This window comes from Achromobacter sp. ACM05 (assembly GCF_019218915.1).
Classification (GTDB): Bacteria; Pseudomonadota; Gammaproteobacteria; order Burkholderiales; family Burkholderiaceae_B; genus Achromobacter; species Achromobacter animicus.
Genome location: NZ_JAHUWQ010000001.1, coordinates 18,623 through 36,692 on the forward strand (window position 1 = coordinate 18,623; position 18,070 = coordinate 36,692).

Annotated in this window: 19 protein-coding genes; 12 read left to right on the forward strand and 7 right to left on the reverse strand. The window is 65.4% G+C overall.

What is annotated here, in order from left to right; genetic code table 11:
* Positions 1-63: 63 nt before the first annotated feature.
* The 3 genes from KW836_RS00105 to KW836_RS00115 are packed head-to-tail and all read right to left on the reverse strand — an operon-like array spanning position 64 to position 2,836.
* Positions 64-1,596: a sensor histidine kinase gene (locus KW836_RS00105; RefSeq protein WP_218342123.1), complete on the reverse strand. Its 1,533-nt coding sequence runs from the start codon at positions 1,594-1,596 to the stop codon at positions 64-66.
* Positions 1,597-2,283 (reverse strand): response regulator, encoded by a 687-nt coding sequence (locus KW836_RS00110; protein ID WP_056327910.1) that lies wholly within the window; start codon positions 2,281-2,283, stop codon positions 1,597-1,599.
* Entirely contained in the window at positions 2,264-2,836 is a 573-nt protein-coding gene (locus tag KW836_RS00115; RefSeq protein WP_056327909.1) for an RNA pyrophosphohydrolase, read from the reverse strand. The genes KW836_RS00110 and KW836_RS00115 overlap by 20 nt, the downstream gene beginning before the upstream one ends.
* Positions 2,837-2,901: 65 nt before the next feature.
* Here KW836_RS00115 and KW836_RS00120 point away from each other — a divergent pair, with 65 nt between their 5' ends.
* From KW836_RS00120 to KW836_RS00165, 10 genes are all read left to right on the forward strand, one after another.
* Positions 2,902-4,632, forward strand: a complete 1,731-nt coding sequence (locus KW836_RS00120; protein ID WP_175125352.1) for a proline--tRNA ligase — start codon at positions 2,902-2,904, stop codon at positions 4,630-4,632.
* A gap of 57 nt (positions 4,633-4,689) precedes the next feature.
* Positions 4,690-5,112 carry a tol-pal system-associated acyl-CoA thioesterase gene (gene ybgC / locus KW836_RS00125; RefSeq protein WP_056564208.1) on the forward strand — a complete coding sequence of 141 codons (423 nt, stop codon included), beginning with the start codon at positions 4,690-4,692 and terminating at the stop codon, positions 5,110-5,112.
* A 2-nt stretch (positions 5,113-5,114) separates the two neighbouring features.
* Entirely contained in the window at positions 5,115-5,795 is a 681-nt protein-coding gene (tolQ, locus tag KW836_RS00130; RefSeq protein WP_056564211.1) for a protein TolQ, read from the forward strand.
* Positions 5,795-6,253, forward strand: a complete 459-nt coding sequence (gene tolR / locus KW836_RS00135; protein WP_105237338.1) for a protein TolR — start codon at positions 5,795-5,797, stop codon at positions 6,251-6,253. The genes tolQ and tolR overlap by 1 nt, the downstream gene beginning before the upstream one ends.
* 39 nt (positions 6,254-6,292) lie before the next feature.
* Complete coding sequence (gene tolA / locus KW836_RS00140; RefSeq protein ID WP_218342125.1) at positions 6,293-7,462, forward strand: cell envelope integrity protein TolA; 1,170 nt, start codon at positions 6,293-6,295, stop codon at positions 7,460-7,462.
* Between the two features lie 16 nt (positions 7,463-7,478).
* The gene (gene tolB, locus KW836_RS00145; protein WP_218342126.1) at positions 7,479-8,804 is read left to right on the forward strand and encodes a Tol-Pal system beta propeller repeat protein TolB; all 1,326 of its coding nucleotides are present in this window, start codon (positions 7,479-7,481) and stop codon (positions 8,802-8,804) included.
* Positions 8,805-8,835: 31 nt separating this feature from the next.
* Positions 8,836-9,336: a peptidoglycan-associated lipoprotein Pal gene (pal, locus tag KW836_RS00150; protein WP_056564223.1), complete on the forward strand. Its 501-nt coding sequence runs from the start codon at positions 8,836-8,838 to the stop codon at positions 9,334-9,336.
* A gap of 85 nt (positions 9,337-9,421) precedes the next feature.
* Positions 9,422-10,111, forward strand: a complete 690-nt coding sequence (gene ybgF, locus KW836_RS00155) for a tol-pal system protein YbgF (protein ID WP_056564227.1) — start codon at positions 9,422-9,424, stop codon at positions 10,109-10,111.
* Positions 10,111-11,154, forward strand: coding sequence for an iron ABC transporter permease (locus tag KW836_RS00160; protein ID WP_218342128.1), 1,044 nt, complete (start codon positions 10,111-10,113; stop codon positions 11,152-11,154). The genes ybgF and KW836_RS00160 overlap by 1 nt, the downstream gene beginning before the upstream one ends.
* On the forward strand, positions 11,151-11,963 hold the full coding sequence (locus tag KW836_RS00165; protein ID WP_218342130.1) for an ABC transporter ATP-binding protein: 813 nt from the start codon (positions 11,151-11,153) through the stop codon (positions 11,961-11,963). Before KW836_RS00160 ends, KW836_RS00165 begins: the two co-directional genes overlap by 4 nt.
* A 96-nt stretch (positions 11,964-12,059) precedes the next feature.
* On the opposite strand, the gene KW836_RS00170 is transcribed toward KW836_RS00165, so the two are convergent.
* A complete protein-coding gene (locus tag KW836_RS00170; protein ID WP_175125361.1) occupies positions 12,060-12,557 on the reverse strand; it encodes a YbaK/EbsC family protein in 498 nt (165 codons plus the stop codon).
* Between the two features lie 140 nt (positions 12,558-12,697).
* On the opposite strand from KW836_RS00170, the gene KW836_RS00175 reads away from it, so the two are divergent.
* Entirely contained in the window at positions 12,698-13,507 is an 810-nt protein-coding gene (locus KW836_RS00175) for an alpha/beta fold hydrolase (protein ID WP_175125363.1), read from the forward strand.
* A 12-nt stretch (positions 13,508-13,519) separates the two neighbouring features.
* Here the strand turns inward: KW836_RS00175 and KW836_RS00180 are convergent, their stop codons facing one another.
* Positions 13,520-13,990 (reverse strand): Lrp/AsnC family transcriptional regulator, encoded by a 471-nt coding sequence (locus tag KW836_RS00180; protein ID WP_175125365.1) that lies wholly within the window; start codon positions 13,988-13,990, stop codon positions 13,520-13,522.
* Positions 13,991-14,288: 298 nt separating this feature from the next.
* Between KW836_RS00180 and KW836_RS00185 the strand changes: the two genes are divergently transcribed.
* Positions 14,289-15,182, forward strand: coding sequence for a DMT family transporter (locus KW836_RS00185; RefSeq protein ID WP_218343228.1), 894 nt, complete (start codon positions 14,289-14,291; stop codon positions 15,180-15,182).
* A gap of 48 nt (positions 15,183-15,230) precedes the next feature.
* Here the strand turns inward: KW836_RS00185 and fusA are convergent, their stop codons facing one another.
* Entirely contained in the window at positions 15,231-17,342 is a 2,112-nt protein-coding gene (gene fusA / locus KW836_RS00190; protein WP_175139067.1) for an elongation factor G, read from the reverse strand.
* A 217-nt stretch (positions 17,343-17,559) separates the two neighbouring features.
* Positions 17,560-18,024, reverse strand: a complete 465-nt coding sequence (locus tag KW836_RS00195) for a universal stress protein (protein ID WP_175125369.1) — start codon at positions 18,022-18,024, stop codon at positions 17,560-17,562.
* Between the last annotated feature and the right edge of the window lie 46 nt (positions 18,025-18,070).

An 18,070-nucleotide genomic window follows, 5' to 3' on the forward strand; every position in this document is an offset into this window, starting at 1 on the left:
TGAGCGTCGAGGAAGGCGCTGGGGAGCGCCGCCTTATTGATCGCCCGGTTATTGACCGCCCGGTTATTGATCGCCCTTGAGCTGGACCTCGGCGGGCCGCGGATACTGCGACACGGTGGGCGCCAGCGGCAGCCACAGCACCGACGCGAGGCCGACGCCGCCCTGGTCGTTGGGCTCGCCATCGCGCAGTTCGATGTCACCCTCGTTGCGCCGGGCGTAGGCGCGCGCGATGCCCAGGCCCAGGCCGGAACCGGAAGAGGTCACCGGCTTGTCCGTACCCACGCGCTCGAACCGTGTGAAGGCGCGCGTGCGCATGACGGGATCAAGGCCCGGCCCATTGTCGGACACGGCGACCTCGACCCTGTTGTCGACACGGCAGACGGAGACCGTGATTTGAGCGCCGACCGGCGCGTAATGGATCGCGTTGTGCACGAGATTGGACAAGGCTTCGTGCAGCTCGGCCTCGTTGCCGGACACCGGCACCGGCGTCTCCTGGCCGTCTTCGGCATCGGCCTGCACCCAGCCCAGATCCTGCTGTTTTTCATGCGCGAGCGGCAGGTACTGCAGGACGACTTCGCGCGAGACCGCGTTCATGTCGAGCAACTGGCGCGGGGTCTGGCCGGCCTGGTTTGCGTGCGCCAGCGACAAAAGCTGTTCAGTCAGCCGGCGCGTGCGCCCGAGCTGGTCGACGATGGCGCGAAGTCCCTCGCGCACGCGCGCGGGATCGCGTTCGCGCAGCGTGTATTGCGCCTGCGTCAGCATGATGGCGAGCGGCGTGCGCAATTGATGCGAGGCGTCGGCAAGAAAGTTCGATTGCTCGTCCAGCACCCGCCGGTAGCGGGCGATGTGGTGATTGACGGCTTCGACGAGCGGAGCGACTTCGCTGGGCACGCGCGAGGCGTCCAGCGGCGTCAGGTCGTCCGGCCGGCGTCCGCGGATGTCGGCCTGCAGCCGGCGCAGCGGCTTCAAGGCCCACGACACGCCCCACCAGACCAGCAGCACGACCAGCGCCAGCATGCGTGAATCGCGCAGGATCTCCTGGCGCCGCGCATTGTTCTCGGCCTCGATGCGCTTGCCGGTGCTTTCGGCCACGACCACCAGCACCTGGCGATGCTGGCCCTGGTAATAGAGATCGCGCACCACGGAAACGACCCGCACGGGATCGTTGCGGTACACGCTGTCGTAGAAGATGGGTTGGCCGTTGGACCGGGGCCAGGACGGCGGGCGCGGCATCTCCGGCATGCCCAGCAGCGTCTTGCCCTGCGTCTGGGGCACGGGCGCCCCGTCGGGCAAGGGCGGATCGATTTCCTCGATGCGGAAATACTTGCGCAGGCCCGCCCGCGATTCGAGCATGACCTGCGCGTAGAGCGGCGTGGCAACCTGCAGGTTGCCGTCCGGCGTGAATTCCAGGCTGCTTTCAAGCACCCGCGCGGGTTCCACCAGCGCGCTGTCGTAGGCTTCGTTGGTGATCTCGGCCAGGGTGCGGTAGTCGTTCAGGCTGTCGATGACCAGCAGCACCACCACGCCGGGCAGCAGCAGGATGATGAGAAGCGCGCGGATGCCGACGCGCGGCAGTCCGGGAATCCGCAGGCTCACTTAGGGTTCCGCGGACTCGCTGGCGACGCTTTCCAGCATGTAGCCCAGCCCGCGCACGGTCACGATGCGCACGTCGCTGCCGGCCAGCTTCTTGCGCAGGCGGTGCAGCACGACCTCGATGGCGTCCGGATTGGCTTCGCTGTCGTGCGTGAAGACCTTGCCGAACAATTGCGACTTGTCCACCGGGTAGCCGCTGCGCGTCAGCAGCGCCGCCAGAGCGGCGTGTTCGCGCGGCGTCAGGAACAGCAGCGATCCGTCCAGCGTGAACGCACGGCTTTCGCTGTCGTAGGACAGCGAGCCGCACTGCAGGCGCGGATGCTGGCGGCCGCGGCTGCGGCGCACGAGCGCGGTCAAGCGCGCTTCGAGTTCTTCGAGGGCGAAGGGCTTGGTCAGGAAGTCGTCGGCGCCCAGGTTCAGACCGCGCACACGGTCCTGCAGCGCACCTTGCGCGGTCAGGAGCAGGACGGGCGTGCGGTCGTCACGGTTGCGCATTTCCCGGAGGACGACCAGACCATGCTTGTCGGGCAGGCGCAAGTCCATGACGATGGCATCGTATTCGGTGCCCGCCATGAAGGCTTCGGCCGTGCGCGCGTCCGCCGCGTGATCGGGCACAAACCCGCTCTGGGCGAGCGCGCGCATCAGCCAGGACGCCATGTCCCGTTCGTCTTCAACCAACAATATGCGCATGACCGTCCGTTCCTTCGGGCAAATTCTCTGCAGCCCGCTGACCATGCACCCGTTGGCGCAGGTAGCGGGTTTCGTGATGGCGCCGAAAGAGGATAGCCGACAACTCGTTCAACGCCTGGGTATAGACGTCTCGCTTGAACTCGATGACGGCATCCAGCGGAACCCAGTACTGGCTCCAGCGCCAGGCGTCGAATTCCGGATGCTGCGTCGCGCGCAAGCAAACATCACTGTCACGTCCCACCAGGCGCAACAAGAACCAAATCTGTTTTTGTCCTTTATAGTGGCCACGCCACTCACGCCGGACAAAGTGATCGGGCACGTTATAACGTAACCAATCGCGTGTACGCCCCAAAATACGGACATGCTCGGGCTTCAGGCCCACCTCTTCATGGAGTTCGCGATACATGGCCTGCACCGGGCTTTCGCCATACTTGATGCCGCCCTGGGGGAACTGCCACGCATGTTCCCTGATACGCTTGCCCCAAAAGACCTCGTTTCTAGTGTTGACGAGAATGATGCCGACATTGGGGCGGTAGCCTTCGCGGTCAAGCATGGGCCACCCCCACCGAATTCAATACAATTACGGTCGATTATACGTATCTGCTGCCACCTTTAAACATGCGCGCATCCAACTACCACATCAACACCCTCAAAGAAGCCCCGTCCGAAGCGGAAGTCGCCAGCCACCAGCTGATGACCCGCGCCGGCATGATCCGCAAGCTCGCGGGCGGCATCTACACCTACATGCCGCTGGGCCTGAAGGTCATCCGCAAGGTCGAGGCGATCATCCGCGAAGAAATGAACGCGGCGGGCGCCATCGAGCTGCTGATGCCCGTGGTGCAGCCGGCCGAACTCTGGCAGGAATCCGGCCGCTGGGAGCAGTACGGCGCCGAACTGCTGCGCATCAAGGATCGGCACCAGCGCGATTTCGTGCTGCAGCCGACGTCCGAGGAAGTCATCACGGACATCGCGCGCAATGAAATCCACAGCTACCGCCAGTTGCCGCTGAACTTCTATCACATTCAGACCAAGTTCCGTGACGAGCGCCGTCCGCGCTTCGGCCTGATGCGCGGCCGCGAGTTCACGATGAAGGACGCGTATTCCTTCGACCGTGACGAAGCCGGCGCCCAGAAGAGCTACGACACCATGTTCGCCGCCTACATGCGCATCTTCGGCCGCCTGGGCCTGGAGTTCCGCGCGGTAGCGGCCGATACGGGTTCCATCGGCGGCACGCGCAGCCATGAGTTCCAGGTGATCGCCGACACGGGCGAAGACCTGCTGGTCTACAACGCGGACTCGGACTACGCCGCCAACATCGAGCTGGCCGAGGCGCCCAGCCTGTACGCCACCCGTGCCGCTGCCGCCCAGACGATGCAAGACGTCGCGACGCCGGGCGCCGCCAAGTGCGAGGACGTGGCCAAGCTGCTGGACATTCCGCTGGAGCGCACGATCAAGTCGATCGTCCTGGCCACCGACGGCGAAAAGGGCAAGGTCGACATCTGGCTGCTGCTGCTGCGCGGCGACCACGAACTGAATGAAATCAAGGCGGGCAAGCTGCCGGGCCTGTCGGGCTTCCGCTTTGCCACCGAAACCGAGATCGTCGAATACTTTGGCTGCAAGCCCGGCTACCTGGGCCCGGTCAAGACGGTCAAGCCGGTCCACGTCATCGCCGACCGCACCGTGGCCAACATGGCCGATTTCGTGTGCGGCGCCAACCGCGAAGATTTCCACACCCAGGGCGTGAACTGGGGCCGCGACCTGCCCGAGCCCGAACTCGTGGCCGACCTGCGCAACGTGGTCGCCGGCGACCCCTCGCCCGACGGCAAGGGCACGCTGTCGATCCAGCGCGGCATCGAAGTGGGCCACGTCTTCTACCTGGGCAAGAAGTACTCCGAAGCCCTGAAGGCCACCTTCCTGGACGAAACCGGCAAGCCCGCCGTCCTGGAAATGGGTTGCTACGGGATCGGCGTGACCCGCATCGTGGGCGCCGCCATCGAGCAGAACCACGACGCGCGCGGCATCATCTGGCCCCGAGCGCTCGCGCCGTTCGAGGTCGTGATCTGCCCGGTGGGCTGGGGCAAAAGTGAAACGGTGCGTGACACCGCGCAAAAGCTCTATGAATCCCTGCTGGCGCGCGGCGTTGATGTCGTGTTGGACGACCGCGATGCCCGCCCCGGCGTCATGTTTGCCGAGTGGGAACTGATCGGTGCGCCGCTGCGTGTAACAGTTGGAGAACGCGGCCTGAACGATGGTGTGGTGGAATTGCAGGCCCGCCGGGAAACCGAAGCGGCCAAGATTCCGGTAGAGTCCGCGCTTGAAGCCGTGCTGACCAAGCTCGACACGCTCTAACCTTGTAGCCACTACGGACTTTCCGCGTCCCGACCCGCATATCATCTGTTGAGTACCGTGACCGACCCGAAGTCCGCCGAATCCACCCTGCAAGTCCGCGTCTACTACGAAGACACGGATGCCGGCGGGGTGGTTTTCTACGCCAACTACTTGAAATTCCTGGAGCGGGCCCGCACCGAATGGCTGCGGGACCTTGGCGTCAACCAGTCCGGACTGGCCGCCAGCGAGCAACGGCTGTTCGTTGTCCGCGCCCTGGACATGTCCTACCGCAAACCGGCCAGACTGGACGATTTGCTTACCATACGCAGCCGAGTCACCAAACTGGGCCGCGCTTCGATACACTTCGCGCAGCGCGCGGAGCGCAACGGGGAACTGCTTGCCGAAGGCAACATCCAAGTCTGTTGCGTCGATGCCGTTCACATGCGGCCGGCGGAGTTGCCGGCTGACATTCGCGCAAAACTGGAATTCATTCAGGAATAACCATGCAAGTCACCAACGACATGTCGTTGCTTTCGCTGATTTCGCACGCCAGCGTGCCGGTCCAGCTCATCATGCTGATGCTGTTGGGCATCTCGATCATGTCCTGGACCTACATCTTCGCCAAGCGCATGGCCATCAAGCGGGCCCATGACCAGACGCGCCGCTTCGAAGACGACTTCTGGTCGGGCGGCGACCTGTCGATGCTGCAGCAGGCCGTGGCCTCGCGCCGCGACGAGCAAGGCGCCCTCGCCCGCATCTTCGATGCCGGCATGACCGAATTCCTGAAGGCCCGCCGCGGCAACGCCAGCGGCGATGCCACGGCCGTGCTGGACGGCCCGCGCCGCGCCATGCGCGCTGCCTACCAGCGCGAAATGGACTCGCTGGAATCCCACCTCAACTTCCTGGCGTCCGCCGGTTCGGTGTCCCCGTACATCGGCCTGTTGGGCACGGTCTGGGGCATCATGCACGCCTTCATCGGCCTGTCGAACATGCAGCAGGCCACGCTGGCCTCGGTGGCCCCCGGCATTGCCGAGGCGCTGATCGCCACCGCGATCGGCCTGTTCGCCGCCATCCCGGCCGTGGTTGCCTACAACCGCTTCACGAATGACATCGACCGCATCTCGATCCGCTTCGACAGCTTCGTCGATGAATTCCTGAACATTCTGCAACGGCAGGTGCGCTAATGCCCTCGGTAAGCTCGCGCGGCAGGTCCGGCCGCCGCATGAAGGCCGACATCAACGTGGTGCCGTACATCGACGTGATGCTGGTGCTGCTGGTCATCTTCATGGTGACCGCGCCCCTGATCACGCCCGGACTGATCCAGCTGCCGTCGGTGGGCGCCGCCTCCGACGTGCCGGTCAAGCCCCTGGAAGTCCAGATTTCGGAAGACGGCAAGATCGCGCTGCGCATGCGCGAAGCCGGCGCCACCATGCAGGACATCGCGCGCCCCGAACTGGTCGCGCAGGTGCGTTCGCGCATTACCGCGGAAACGCCGGTGGTGATCGCCGCCGACGGCAAGGTGCCCTACGAGACGGTCGTGAAGGTCATGGACGAGCTGCGCACCAACGGCATCACCCGCCTGGGCCTGCTGGTGGACCAGTCCGGCGCCGCCTCCCAGCCCGTCCCCGCCAAGAAACGCTAACGCGCCGCCCTCCGCCGGCCTGGCCGGCATGCACCGCACATGACGCCACCCATAATTCGACACCGCAGCGGCCCGCCGGCCACCCCGCCCAACAACGACAACCGGAATTCGCTGATTCTGGCTGTGGCGGTGCACCTGCTGCTGCTGGTTGCCCTGATCTTTGGCGTGAACTGGCATACCGAGAACCCTGGCCCCGTCCAGGTGCAGCTCTGGGCAGACGGCAATTCGCCCGTCTCGCCGCCGCCCACGCCCCAGCCCGAACCGCCCAAGCCGCAACCCAAGCCCCAGCCCGAGCCGGAGCCGGAAAAGACGCCTGAGCCGCCTCCTCCGCCGCCCCCGCCGCCGCCTCCCGAGCCCGAACCGCAAGTTCAGGCCAAGACCGAGGAAGTCGATCCCGAGATCGCCATCCAGGAAGCCAAGAAAAAGCGCGAGCAGGAAGAGAAAGCACGCGAAGCCGCCGAGGCCGCCAAGGAAAAGGCGCGTCTCGAGGAAGAGCGCAAGCAGGCCGAACTGAAGGAAAAGAAGCGCCTGGAACAGGAACGCCAGGCCGCCGAAAAGGCGGCTGCCGAAAAGGCCGCGGCTGAAAAGGCTGCCGCCCAGAAGGCGGCTGCGGAGAAAGCTGCCGCCGAGAAGGCCGCCGCTGAAAAGGCCGCAGCCGAGAAGGCCGCTGCTGAAAAGGCGACTGCCGAGAAGAAGGCCAAGGAAGAAGCCGCCAAGAAGGCGGCTGCTGAAAAGGCTGCCGCGGAAAAGGCCGCTGCCGAAAAGGCTGCGGCTGAAAAAGCTGCCGCCGAAAAGGCGGCTGCCGAGAAGGCTGCCGCCGCCAAGAAGGCCGCCGCCGACAAGGCGCTGAAGGACGCGTTCCGCAACGACGCCCTGGGCGCCGCCGGCATTCCGGGCGGCACCGCCGAGCGCAATCAGGCGGGCGGCGGACGCGACAGCGGCTACGGCGCCAAGGTCCGCGCCTGCGTGCAACCCGGGGTGGCGTATCCGCCCCCGCCCCGCAGCGGCTCGGGAAATCCGACCGCCCAATACCGGGTACAGTTAGGTTCTGACGGGAAGGTGAATGGCGTTACGTTGACCAGTTCTTCTGGCAACTCCGGCTTCGACCGCGCGGTCGAGACGGGCATCCGCCGTTGCAACCCGTTCCCGAAGCCCTCGACGGGCCGCTACGAACCCATTATTGACGTTGTCTACAGAATGTATGACTGACAGGAGATTGACGAACATGACTCCCGCTTATAGTCGACGAGTACCCACTCTCGCGCTCTGGAGAGCGTATGGAATCGGACTGCTGATGGTGGCGCTTGCCTGCCTGATGGCCGTGAAGCCCGCCCACGCACAATTGCGTGTCGATATCTCCGGCACCGGCGCCACGCAATACCCCGTGGCTATCGCCGACTTCGCCGTTGACGATACCCACGGCCGCGCGCTGGCCGAAGTCATCCGCGCCGACCTTACCCGCACCGGCCAGTTCCGCCTGATCAACGCGGCCGGCTCCGGCCTGAACGTCGATTCCCCGATCGCCCACGACGACTGGCGCGGCAAGGGCGCCGATTTCATCGCCTACGGCAGCATTACCCGCGGCGCCGATGGCCGCTACGACGTGCGCTATCGCCTGGCCGACACGGTCAAGAAGTCGCAGCTGGACGGCGTGGCCTTCTCGGGCACCGAACAGGAACTGCGCCGCGTGGCCCACCAGATCGCCGACCGCATCTACGAAAAGATCACCGGCGTTCGCGGCGTGTTCTCGACCCGTATCGCTTACGTGCTGAAGAAGGGTTCCACGTACGAACTGCAGGTGGCTGACGCCGACGGCCAGAATCCGCAGGTTGCCCTGCGCTCGCGCGAGCCGATCATTTCGCCGTCCTGGTCGCCCGATGGCGCCAAGCTCGCCTACGTGAGCTTCGAGTCCGGCAAACCCGTCGTCTACGTGCACACGCTGGCCACCAGCGCCCGCGCACCGGTCGCCAACTTCAAGGGCAACAACAGCGCCCCCGGTTGGTCGCCTGATGGCAGCAAGCTGGCTGTCGCCCTGACGCGTGACGGTTTGTCGCAAATTTACGTCGTTAATGCGGCCGATGGCTCGAATCCGAGCCGAGTTACGCGTTCTCCCGGGATTGACACCGAGCCGAGCTTTACGCCCGACGGCGCTTCCATTATCTTTACGAGTGACCGCAGCGGCGGGCCGCAAATCTATCAGACCGGCTCGACAGGCGGCGAAGCACGCCGTCTCACGTTTAATGGTGGTTACAACATCTCACCCCGAATTTCCCCCGATGGATCGACGCTGCTGTACGTTGCAAGACGAGACGGCGCGTTTCGAATCGCATCTCTGAACTTGTCCACTGGTGCCGAAGCCTTGCTGACTGATGGTCGTGACGATCAGTCGCCCAGCTTTGCGCCCAACGGAATGCAAGTGCTCTACGCCGCCATCCAAAATGGCCGTAGCGTGCTGGCAGGTGTGTCAAGCGATGGACGCGTGCGACAAACGCTTTCGGTACTGAACGGGGAAATACGTGAACCGACTTGGGGCCCATTCATTACCCGATAACACGTGTGACTCTCTTTGCAAAGGAACTATCATGAAGTCGCGCATTGCCAAAAGCCTAACCATCGCCGCTCTGGCTGCCGCCCTGGCAGCTTGCAGCTCCGTCCCTCTCGACGATAAAGCGGGTCAGGGTGGAGGCGCTGGCCAAGGATCTTCGGCCTCTGGCCAAATCCTTGATCCTTTCAACCCCCAAAGCATCCTGGCGCAACAGCGCTCGGTGTACTTTGATTTCGACAGCTACACCGTGTCGGACCAATACCGTGGCCTGGTCGAAACCCATGCCAAGTATCTGGCTTCGCACCAACAGCAAAAGATCAAGATCGAAGGCAACACCGACGAACGCGGCGGTGCTGAGTACAACCTGGCCCTCGGCCAGCGTCGTGCCGACGCCGTGCGTCGCATGATGACCCTGCTGGGCGTCAGCGACAACCAGATCGAAACCATCAGCTTCGGCAAGGAAAAGCCGCGCTCGACGGGTACGACTGAAGCCGACTTTGCTGAAAACCGCCGCGCCGATATCAACTATCTGCGCTAAGATTTTCGCTTAGTCTGGAGCCCTACCTCGCGTCGGGACGGCCAGCCGGCCGTCCCGACGTTTGTTTTTATACCCGGGAATATTCATGCGCGATTACGTTCTGTCCCTGCGTCCCCTGATTGTGGCCACTGGCCTGGCGCTTGCCGCCCTCACGGCCCCCGCTCACGCTTTTTCCGACGATGAAGCCCGCAAGGCCATCCTGGATTTGCGCCAGCAGGTGCAGCAGCAGAACGAGCAAAGCCAACGCGCCAAGCTGCAACTGGCCGACCAGATCCAGTCGTTGCAGCAGGAAATCGCCCAACTGCGCGACCAGCTTGAACTGGTATCGCGCCAGCAACCGAGCGCCAAGCCGGGCACCGCCCCGGGCAGCGCCAATCCGCCGGGAGCCTCCGCCGGCGATCCCCAGGAACAGACCGCCTATGACGGCGCGATGGACCTGTTCCGCAAGGGCCAATACAAGGAAGCGGCCGAATCGCTGGCCGCCTTCACCGCGCTTTATCCCAACAGCCAGCTCGCGCCCAGCGCCCAGTTCTACCAGGGCAGCAGCCGCTATGCGCTGAAGGACTTCAAGGGCACCATCGAGCAACTGAACGCCATGGTCCAGAAGTCGCCGGATAACGCCCGTGCGCCCGACGCGCTGCTGATCATCGCCGGCAGCCAGATCGAACTGAACAACCGCGCCGGCGCCAAGACCACCTTGCAGCGCATTGTTCGCGACTACCCGACCACGCCGGCCGCCACCACGGCCAAGAGCCGGCTGCAACTGCTGCAGTAATGCGGCACGCCGCAAGCGCGGCAGGCGCTTACCGCCACATTCTTCGCCGCCGGGCGGGGCTCATCGCCCTGCTGCTGGCGGCGATTCTATTTGCGCTGCTGATCGACTTCACCGTGGGCCCGTCCGGCCTGCCCTGGCGCGCGCTCTGGCAGACGCTGGCCGCGCCGGGCGACGCCGACCCGACCTATCGCGTGATCGTCTGGGACATCCGCCTGCCGTCCGCGCTGATGGCCGCGCTGGTGGGCATGGCGCTCGGCTTGGCCGGCGCCGAGATGCAGACCATTCTGAACAACCCGCTCGCCAGCCCGTTCACCCTGGGCGTGTCGTCGGCGGCCGCCTTTGGGGCGTCGCTGGCGATCGTGCTTCAGTTCGGATTGCCCGGCATTCCGGCCGGCTGGCTGATTGCCGCCAACGCCTTTCTGTTTGCCCTGCTGGCCGCGCTGCTGCTCGATGCCGTGGCCCGCTGGGGCGGCATGAACACCTCTGGCGTCGTCCTGTTCGGCATCGCCATGGTGTTTACCTTCAATGCGCTGGTGTCGCTGGTGCAGTTCACGGCCAGCGCCGAAGCCTTGCAGAACCTGGTGTTCTGGACGATGGGCAGTCTGGCGCGTTCAAGCTGGACGACCGTGGGCGTGCTGGCGCTGGCGTTTGCGGTGGCGCTGCCGCTGGCCATGCGGCAATCGTGGAAGCTGACCGCGTTGCGGCTGGGCGAGGATCGCGCCGCGAGCTTCGGCGTGGACGTGCGCCGCGTGCGCGTGTCGGCATTGGCGCGCGTGAGCCTGCTGTCCGCGCTGGCCGTGGCATTCGTGGGAACCATCGGTTTCATCGGGCTGGTCGCGCCGCACATTGCGCGGCGGCTGTTCGGCGAAGACCACCGCTTTTATCTGCCGGGCAGCGCGCTGGTGGGCGCCGTGATCCTGTCGCTGGCGTCCATTGCCTCCAAGAATCTGATGCCCGGCGTGGTGGTGCCCGTGGGGATCGTGACCGCGTTGGTCGGCATCCCCTTCTTCGTGTCCGTCGTGCTGCGCCGCCAATTGCCATGACAACACCGGCACACACGACCCAATCTTCCGGACTGACGGTGCAAGCGCTGACGGTGGGCTACGGGCGCGAAGACGTCCTGCACGACCTGTCGATCCCCCCGCTGGCGCCGGGCAAGGTGACGGCGCTGCTGGGACCCAACGGCAGCGGCAAGTCGACGTTGCTCAAGGCTCTGGCGGGTCTGGTGCGGCCCCGGACGGGCAACGCGGGGCTGGACGGGCTGGACCTGACCCGGCTGGACCACGGCGAGCGCGCGCGCCACGTGGTGTATCTGCCGCAGAGCCTGCCCGCGGCGGTTCACCTGCGCGTGTTCGAATCGGTACTGGTCGCGGCGCGCGCCAGCGACGCCGCGGCGGGGCCCGTTGATCTACAGGCCATCGACCAACTGCTGGCGCGGCTGGGCATTGCGCATCTGGCGCTGCACTATCTGGACGCCCTTTCCGGCGGACAAAAGCAACTGGTGGGCCTGGCGCAGGCGTTGATCCGCCATCCGCGCGTGCTGCTGCTGGACGAGCCGCTATCGGCCCTCGATTTGAACTATCAGTTCCACGTCATGCGGCTGCTGCGGCAAGAGACGCGAGAGCATGGCTTGATCAGCCTGATCGTCTTGCACGACTTGAACGTGGCCCTGCAGCACGCGGATCAGGCAGTGATGATTCACGAGGGGCGTCTGCACGCCGCGGGAGCGCCGGCGGACGTCATCACGCCGGATTCGCTGGCCGCCGTTTATGGCGTGCAGGCGCGCGTGGAATCGTGCTCGCAGGGGCGGCGGCAGGTGCTGATCGACGGGCTTCAGGCGCACCCCGGCTGACCGGGGCGGGCCGCAGCGCAGTGCCGCAGCGCAGGCCGGGGTCTCCGGCCCCGTGCTCGAATCCGAATCCCAGACCCAAAGATCAAACCGGGGCCTTCAGGCTCGCAGCGCCACGTCCGCAACCGGCGCGCCGGTCATGTCCGCCAGCTGAGCGGGCGTCAGGTTGAACACGGTGTGCGGGTGGCCGGCGGCGGCCCACAGGCTTTCGTAATTGAAGAGATCCGCGTCCAGCAGCATCACGGGCTTGACCGCGTGGCCGATGGGGCAGACGCCGCCGATGGCGTAGCCGGTCATGTCGCGCACAAAACGCGCATCGGCCTTGGCCAGCGGGCCGACCTGCGCCGCGACCTTGGCTTCGTCCACGCGATTGGCGCCGCTGGCGATGACGAGCACCGGTGCGTCGTCGGTGGCGCGGCGAAAGATGATGGACTTGGCGATCTGGGCGACTTCGCAGCCCAGGCCCGCAGCCGCTTCCGCCGAGGTCTTGCCCGACTGGGGCAGCACCACCACGGGTTTGTCGTGCCCCATGTCCACCAGCAGGCGCGCAACGCGCTGGGCGGATTCCGGCAAGGCGGCGATGGATTCTGGCGACATCGTTGAAAACTCCGTTCAAGAAACAGGCGCGCGGGCGGACTCCCGCCGGCGCGCCGCAGACGAGTGTATCAGCGTCCGGCACGCCCGCTGCGACGCGATGCCGGGCTAGAATGCGTGCCTGGCTTCACCTCCCGATCCACATGCGTTCCGAACCCGTTCTGCCCCTGCAAACCGCGTCCATCGGCGGTTACGCCATGTCCTACACCGAGTACGGCAGCGGCACGCCGCTGGTGCTGGTGCATGGCTCGCTGTCCGACGCCCGCTACTGGAAGTCGCAAATGGCGCCGCTGGGGCGTTCTTTCCGGGTGCTGGCCGTGTGCCTGCGCCGGTATTGGCCGGAGACCTGGGACGGCGAAGGCGGTGGATTTTCGGTCGAGCAGCATGCCAGCGACGTGCTGGAATTCATCGACACGGTGGCCGGCGGCCCGGCCCATCTGGTAGGCCATTCGCGCGGCGGGCGCGTCGCGCTGGAAGCCGCCCTGCGCCAGCCCGACTCGCTGCGCAGTCTTACTCTTGCGGACCCCGGCCTGTCGCTGCCGGGCTGCAAGGATGAACGCGGCGGCTTTCGCCAGCGCGCCCTGACGCTCATCCGGCAGGGCGACGTCGAAGAAGGGCTGGCCCTGTTCGTGGACACCGTGACCGGACCCGACACGTGGCAGCGCATGGTGCCGTGGTTCAAGGAGATGGTGCGCGACAACGTGGGCACGCTTTTCGCGCAAGTGGACGAGCAGCCCGACGCCTTGACGCCCGCGCAGATCGGCAGCCTGACCATGCCGGTGCTGCTGATCGGCGGCGCGCTCAGTCCGGCGCCCTATCCGGCCGTGCTGGATGCGCTGGCGCAGTGGCTGCCGCAAGCCCAGCGCCTGGATATCGTGGGCTCATCGCACGGCATGAACCTGGGCAATCCGCGGGCCTTCAATGGCGCCATTCAGGAATTCCTCGGCGGATAACGGACGCACCCTTCAGGGTTCGACAGACGGCGTGTGCTTCAAGCGGCGCAGCACAAAGGTGGAGCGGCTGTGCCGCACACCGCGCAGCTTGTACAGGCGCTTGCGCAGGAATTCCTCGTAGCCCTCCGTGCCCGCCACGGCGACCTTGATGAGGTAGTCGTATTCGCCCGTCACCAGGAACGCCTCGACCACTTCGGGCAGGCGGCTGATCTCTTCGCCAAAGCGCGCCAGCGTGTCGTCGTCGTGGTGCTCCAGCGTGACTTCGATCATTACCGTGTCCGGCAGCCCGAGCGCCTTCTGGTTCAGCAAGGCCGCATAGCCTTCGATCACGCCCGCCTCTTCCAAAGCCTTGACCCGGTTCCAGCACGGCGTCGGCGACAGGCCGACCATGTCGGCCAGCTTCAGATTGGTCAGCCGACCGTCCGCGCGCAGCGCGCGGAGGATCTTGCGGTCGGTTTCATCGAGTTTGGGCAATGTGGGCATCGTGGGCGATATATGAAGACAGAATCCCTGCGAAGGCGGATTTTACAGAAAGAAGATTCTTCAGATTGCCGCAAACAGGCGGGAATCAGGAAACCTATTTTGCGCGTGGGCACGTAGACTTTCCCCAAGGCGCGCACCCATCCCGCACGCCCCGATTCGGCGCTTTCGCTGCGGCACAACCCGGCGGGTGCGCCGGCAGTTCCCACGCAGCAAGCCCGCGCGCCGATCCGCGCGGCCGGAAATCATGCCCAACATAGCAGCACCCGCAAAACCCGGTCTCGGCCTGTCCGGCGCCGTCATGCTCTTCAGCGCTCCGGCGCTATTCGCTTCAAACATGGTCGCAGCCCGCTGGGCGCACGACGCCAACCTTCCCCCCGTTTTCCTCGCGTTCGGCCGCTGGCTGATTGCCCTTCTGATCCTCTTGCCGTTCGCCCTCCCCGCGCTGCGCACGCATCGCCGGGCGCTGTGGCGCGGCTTGCCGGCGCTGTTGCCCTTGGCCGTGCTGGGCATGGGCGTGGCGGTGGCGCCGCAGTACATCGGCGCGCAGACCACCAGCGCCACCAATATCGCGCTGATCTTTTCGTGCAGCCCGCTGCTGGTGACGCTGCTGGAAGCCGTGATCTGGCGCAAGCCGCTGTCCGCGCCGCGCGCGGCCGGCCTTGCGCTGGCGCTGGGCGGTGTGCTGGTGGTGCTGACACGCGGTGACGCCAATGTGCTGGCCCGGTTGGCGTTCGGACAAGGCGACTTGTGGGTGCTGCTGGCGGCCACCGGGTGGGCGTTCTACACGGTGCTGCAAAAGCGTCTGACCCTGCCGGCGGTGCCCGACAGCGCGCGGCTGGCGACCATGATGCTGGGTGGCGCGCTGGCGCTGGCGCCGTTCGCGGGCATTGAAGCGGCCGCCGGCATGGCGCCTGCCTGGACGGACCCGCGCCTGGCGGCGGTGCTGCTGTTTCTGGCGGTGGTGCCTAGCCTGGGCGCCTATTACGTGTACGGCCGGCTAATCAGCGTGGCCGGCCCCGCGACCGCGGGCCTGTCGATGTTTCTGGTGCCCGTCTACGCCGCGCTGCTGGCCTGGCCGCTACTGGGCGAGGCGCCGCAGCTCTTTCATGCATACGGCTTTGCGATGATCCTGCTGGGCGTGAAGCTGGCCGCGTCGCGGCTGCGCCCGGCGACGGCCGCAGCCGCCGCCTGAAACGCTATTGCCTGAAACGCTGCGGCCGGAAAACCAGCCGCAGGGAAGTCAGCGGCCCGCGCCCTGCGCCGCCATGATTTCCTGCGCCACCTGGCGCGGCGCTTCGGCGTAGTGCTTAAACTCCATCGTGTACGTCGCGCGGCCCTGCGTCAGCGACCGCAGCGACGTCGAATAGCCGAACATCTCGGCCAGCGGCACTTCGGCGCGCACGACCTTGCCGCCGCCGCCCGCGATGTCTTCCATGCCCTGCACCATGCCCCGGCGCGACGACAGGTCACCCATGACATTGCCGGTGAAGTCCTCGGGCGTCTCGACCTCGACCTGCATCATGGGTTCCAGCAGCACCGGATCGGCGCGCCGCATGCCTTCCTTGAATGCCATCGAACCGGCCATCTTGAAGGCGTTTTCGTTCGAGTCGACGTCGTGGTACGAGCCGAAGAACAGCGTCGCCTTCACGTCCACAACCGGGTACCCTGCCAGCACGCCGGCGTTGAGCGCTTCGCGGATGCCCTTGTCCACTGCCGGAATGAACTCGCGCGGCACGACGCCGCCCTTGATGGCGTCGACGAACTCGTAGCCCTTGCCCGCTTCCTGCGGTTCAAGCTTGAGCACCACGTGGCCATATTGCCCGCGGCCGCCCGATTGCTTGACGAACTTGCCCTCGACCTCGTTGCAGGCCTTGCGGATGGTCTCGCGGTACGCCACCTGCGGCTTGCCCACCGTGGCTTCCACGTTGAATTCACGCTTCATGCGGTCGACCAGGATCTCCAGGTGTAGCTCGCCCATGCCGGAGATGATGGTCTGCCCGGACTCTTCGTCGGTGCGCACGCGGAACGACGGGTCTTCCTGCGCCAGACGGCCCAGCGCGATGCCCATCTTTTCCTGGTCGGCCTTGGTCTTGGGTTCCACGGCCTGCGAGATGACGGGCTCGGGAAAGACCATGCGTTCAAGGATGATGATGTGCGACGGATCGGTCAGCGTGTCGCCGGTGGTGACGTCCTTGATGCCCACGGCCGCGGCGATGTCGCCCGCGTAGACTTCGGTGATCTCGCGGCGCTCGTTGGCATGCATCTGCAGGATGCGGCCCAGGCGTTCCTTCTTTTCCTTGATCGGGTTGTAGACCGAGTCGCCGGATTTCACCACGCCGGAATACACGCGGAAGAACACGAGCTGCCCCACGAACGGATCGGTCATGATCTTGAAGGCAAGCGCGGAGAACGGCTCGTTGTCGGTCGGGTGGCGCTCGATTTCGTTGTCGCGCTGGTCGTGGCCCTTGATGGCGGGCACGTCCACCGGCGACGGCATGTAGTCGATGACTGCATCCAGCATCGCCTGCACGCCCTTGTTCTTGAACGCGCTGCCGCACAGCATCGGCACGATCTCGTTGGCGATCGTGCGGGCGCGCAGGCCTTCCTTGATTTCCGCTTCGGTCAGGGCTTCGCCGGACAGGTATTTTTCAAGCAGGGTTTCATTGGCCTCGGCGGCCTTTTCCACCATCTTGTCGTGCCACTTCTGCGCCTCGTCCTGCATGGCTGCGGGGATATCCACGTACTGAAATTTCACGCCCTGGCTGGCGTCGTCCCAGATGATGCCTTTCATCTTGACGAGGTCGATCACGCCTTCGAAGTGGTCTTCGGCGCCGATCGGCAGCTGGATGGGCACGGCGTCGCCCTTCAGGCGCTCGGCGATCTGGCGCTGCACGCGCAGGAAGTCCGCGCCGACGCGGTCCATCTTGTTGACGAAGGCCAGGCGCGGCACCCGGTACTTGTTGGCCTGGCGCCAGACGGTCTCGGACTGCGGCTGCACGCCGCCCACGGCGTCATAGACCATGACGGCGCCGTCGAGCACGCGCATGGAACGTTCGACTTCGATGGTGAAGTCGACGTGGCCCGGCGTGTCGATGATGTTGATGCGGTGTTCGGGGTAGTTGCCCGCCATGCCTTTCCAGAAGGCGGTGGTGGCGGCCGACGTGATGGTGATGCCGCGTTCCTGCTCTTGTTCCATCCAGTCCATCACCGCGGCGCCGTCATGGACTTCGCCGATCTTGTGGGTGATGCCGGTATAGAAGAGGATGCGCTCGGTGGTCGTCGTTTTGCCTGCATCAATATGGGCGCTGATGCCGATATTGCGATAAAGCTCGATGCGCGTCTTGCGGGTCATGGCCTCTTCCTACGGTTGGATGAAGATGCGTAAATATTACGCGCCGTGCGGCAAGATACAAGCCTGAAACGGGCTTCTGAAGGGTCTTTGCGAAGGCAATGAGTTTGGCCCCGCCATACCAACGTATAAGCGCATGCGCGGCGCATAAAAAAGCCCCTCCGACGGAGGGGCCGTGGCGCATGCGGCGGCGCGCAGCGCGCACCACTTTGGCGCGCAATTACTTCTTGTCTTCCTTGACGCGATACACCAGCACGGCGGTGGTGGCCAGCGACAGCACCTTGGCGGTGACGCTGCCCAGCAGCAGGCGCGACAGGCCGCTGCGGCCGTGGCTGCCGATGAAGATCAGGTCGCAGCCGGCGTCGGTGGCGGCCTGAACGATGCCGTCGGCGACGTTGAAGTTGGACACCGCGCGCGCATCGGCTTTGACGCCGGCAGTGTCGGCGCGGTCGATGATCTGCTTGAGGTACTTGTCGGCTTGCTCGGCGGAGGCCTTTTCGTAGTCTTCGTCGGTGATGGCATAGGCTGCGGCCATGCCGTCAAAACCGATGGTGGCCGCGAACGGCTGCGTCACGTAGAGGGCGACGACTTCGGCGCCAACCGAGCGCGCGAAGCAGATACCTGCGTTGGCGGCTTGCGCCGAGAGCGGAGAACCGTCGGTGGGAATCAGGATCTTCTTGAACATCTTGCCTGCTCCTGTTTTAAAGGAATCTTTATGCTACCGGAAAGCC